2 protein-coding genes are annotated in these 3,128 nt (G+C 72.5%); one reads left to right on the top strand and one right to left on the bottom strand.

The window, feature by feature from the left end; genetic code table 11:
* Nucleotides 1–702 (bottom strand): LmeA family phospholipid-binding protein (locus H5J30_RS23935; RefSeq protein WP_181789441.1); only part of this gene is annotated, 702 nt, incomplete at its 3' end.
* 192 nt (nucleotides 703–894) lie between these two features.
* Here H5J30_RS23935 and H5J30_RS23930 point away from each other — a divergent pair.
* Nucleotides 895–3,120: an NADP-dependent isocitrate dehydrogenase gene (locus H5J30_RS23930; protein WP_181789440.1), complete on the top strand. Its 2,226-nt coding sequence runs from the start codon at nucleotides 895–897 to the stop codon at nucleotides 3,118–3,120.
* The last annotated feature ends 8 nt before the right edge of the window (nucleotides 3,121–3,128 follow it).

Genomic DNA, 3,128 nt, shown 5'->3' with positions numbered 1-3,128 from the left:
GCCCGCGACGCGGATCCCCTCGCCGGCGACGTCGACCACGATGCCGTCGGCGGTCGCCGTGACCAGGTCGAGCGATACCCCGACCGGCAGCCCGCCGACCTTCCGGTCGATGTCGACGGCCCCGCGCACCGCCTCCTCGGTCCCGGGCACGCCGGTTTCCGGGATCTCCTCCGCGTGCAGCCGGATGGTGTCGCCGCCCTCGGAGGCGACCGTGGAGAGCACCGCGGCGGGCTCCGGTGCGCCGAGCGCCTCGGCGCTCGCGGTGACCTTCACCTTGCCGTCGCCGCCGTAGGCGAAGGTGACGCCCTGCTGCCCGGCCACGGCCGTCAGCGCCTCGTACGCGATGACGGCGGAGCCCTCGGCGCTGTCCGCGGTCGCGCCGCCGTAGTCGCCGTCCAGCTCGACGCCGCTCAGCTCCACCTTGAACTCGGAGACCAGCAGCCGCTCCCCGGTACCGGCGGCGGCCGGGTCGGCGCGGATGCCGGTCATCCTGACGTCGACGTCGTCGAGGCGCTTGCCCTGGATCTGGGTGAGGAACGGGAACCCGTGGATGGACACCTCGGTGCTGCCCTCCAGGCCCTGCCGGGCCTGGATCCTGTCCGCGGCCTTCCCCTCCGCGATGAACACGGCGACCCGGTCGGCGGCGACGAAGAGCACGCCGAGCACGAGGCACACCACGAGCACGATCTTCAGTCCGCGCATGAGACGGTTCCCCCCCCCGGGAGCGTAGATTCCGGAGCCTATCCGGTCGCCCGCGCGCCTTCCGCGCCCCCGGCCGGGTGTGACGCATCTCTACCCGCGCCGCGGCCGAGGGCCCTGTCCGGCGCGCGGGACGCACGGGATATCTTGATATCAAGCAATCCGGCAGAGCAGCGACGCGGACTGGAGCACCCGGTGACCGAATCAGCATCGACGATCATCTACACCCACACCGACGAGGCCCCGGCCCTGGCCACATACTCGTTCCTGCCGGTGGTCCAGGCGTACGCCGCGACCGCCGGGGTCGAGGTGGAGACCCGCGACATCTCCCTGTCCGGGCGGATCCTCGCCCACTTCCCCGAGCGGCTGCCGGCCGACCGCCGGGTGGCCGACGCGCTCGCCGAGCTGGGCGAGCTGGCGCGGACCCCGCGGGCGAACATCATCAAGCTGCCGAACATCTCGGCGTCCATCCCGCAGCTCAAGGCCGCCCTCGCCGAGCTGCGCGCGCACGGCTACGACCTGCCGGACTACCCGGACGAGCCCAAGACCGACGAGGAGCGCGACATCCGCGCCCGCTACGACAAGGTCAAGGGCAGCGCCGTCAACCCCGTGCTGCGCGAGGGCAACTCCGACCGCCGCGCCCCCGCCTCGGTGAAGAACTACGCCCGCGCCCACCCGCACCGCATGGGCGCGTGGAGCCCGGAGTCGAAGACGAACGTCGCGCACATGATCGCCGACGACTTCCGCTCCACCGAGAAGTCCGCGGTCGTCGAGCGCGACGGCAGCCTGCGCATCGAGCTGGCCCGCGCGGACGGCACCACCGAGGTGCTGCGCGAGTCGGTGCCGGTGCTCGCCGGCGAGGTGGTCGACGCCGCCGTGATGCACGTCGAGGCGCTGCGCGCGTTCCTCGGCGAGCAGGTCGCCCGGGCGAAGACCGCTGACGTGCTGTTCTCGCTGCACCTGAAGGCCACGATGATGAAGGTCTCCGACCCGATCGTCTTCGGCCACGCGGTACGGGCCTTCTTCCCCCGGACCTTCGCGCAGTACGGCGCGACGCTGGCCGCCGCGGGCCTGACCCCGAACGACGGGCTCGGCGGCATCCTCGCCGGCCTCGACGCGCTGCCCGAGGGCGCCGGGATCAAGGCGTCGTTCGACGCCGAGCTGGCCGAGGGCCCGGAGCTGGCGATGGTCGACTCCGACCGCGGCATCACCAACCTGCACGTGCCCAGCGACGTCATCGTGGACGCCTCGATGCCCGCGATGATCCGTACCTCCGGCCACATGTGGGGCCCGGACGGCGCCGAGGCCGACACCCTCGCCGTCATCCCGGACAGCAGCTACGCGGGCATCTACCAGGTCGTCATCGACGACTGCCGCGCGCACGGCGCCTTCGACCCGGCGACGATGGGCTCGGTACCCAACGTCGGCCTGATGGCGCAGAAGGCGGAGGAGTACGGCAGCCACGACAAGACCTTCGAGGTCGGCGCGGCCGGCACCGTACGCGTCGTCGACGGGTCCGGCGCCGTGCTGCTGGAGCAGCCCGTCGCCGAGGGCGACATCTTCCGCATGTGCCAGACCAAGGACGCGCCGATCCGCGACTGGGTGAAGCTCGCCGTCACCCGCGCCCGCGCCACCGGCGACCCGGCGGTCTTCTGGCTGGACGGGGACCGGGCGCACGACGCGCGCCTGATCGCCAAGGTGCGGGAGTACCTGGCGGAGCACGACACCGGGGGCCTGGACATCCGGATCCTCGCCCCGGCCGACGCGATGGCGCTGTCGCTGGAGCGGATCCGCCGCGGCGAGAACACCATCTCGGTCACCGGCAACGTGCTGCGCGACTACCTCACCGACCTCTTCCCCATCCTGGAGCTGGGCACCAGCGCCAAGATGCTCTCCGTCGTCCCGCTGATGAACGGCGGCGGCCTGTTCGAGACGGGCGCCGGCGGCTCCGCGCCCAAGCACGTGCAGCAGCTGGTCAAGGAGGACTACCTGCGCTGGGACAGCCTCGGCGAGTTCCTGGCGCTGGCCGTCTCCTTCGAGCACCTGGCGCAGACGACGGACAACGCCCGCGCCCAGGTCCTCGCCGACACCCTCGACCGGGCGACCGCGACGTTCCTGGGCGAGAACAAGTCGCCCACCCGCCGCGTCGGCGGCATCGACAACCGGGGCAGCCACTTCTACCTCGCGCTGTACTGGGCGCAGGAGCTGGCGGCCCAGACGGCCGACGCGAAGCTCGCGGAGGCGTTCGCGCCGCTGGCGGCGACGCTCGCCGAGCGGGAGGGGCAGATCGTCGAGGAGCTGCTGGCGGTGCAGGGCAAGCCGGCCGACATCGGCGGCTACTACCAGCCGGACCCGGAGAAGGCCGCGGCGGTCATGCGCCCGTCGCGCACGCTCAACCAGGCGCTGTCGACGCTGAGCTGACTACGGCG

Source organism: Streptomyces phytophilus (assembly GCF_013870535.1).
GTDB lineage: Bacteria > Actinomycetota > Actinomycetes > Streptomycetales > Streptomycetaceae > Streptomyces > Streptomyces phytophilus.
The sequence above is the reverse complement of the archived record's forward strand: the minus strand, read 5'-3'. Positions and strand labels throughout refer to the sequence as shown.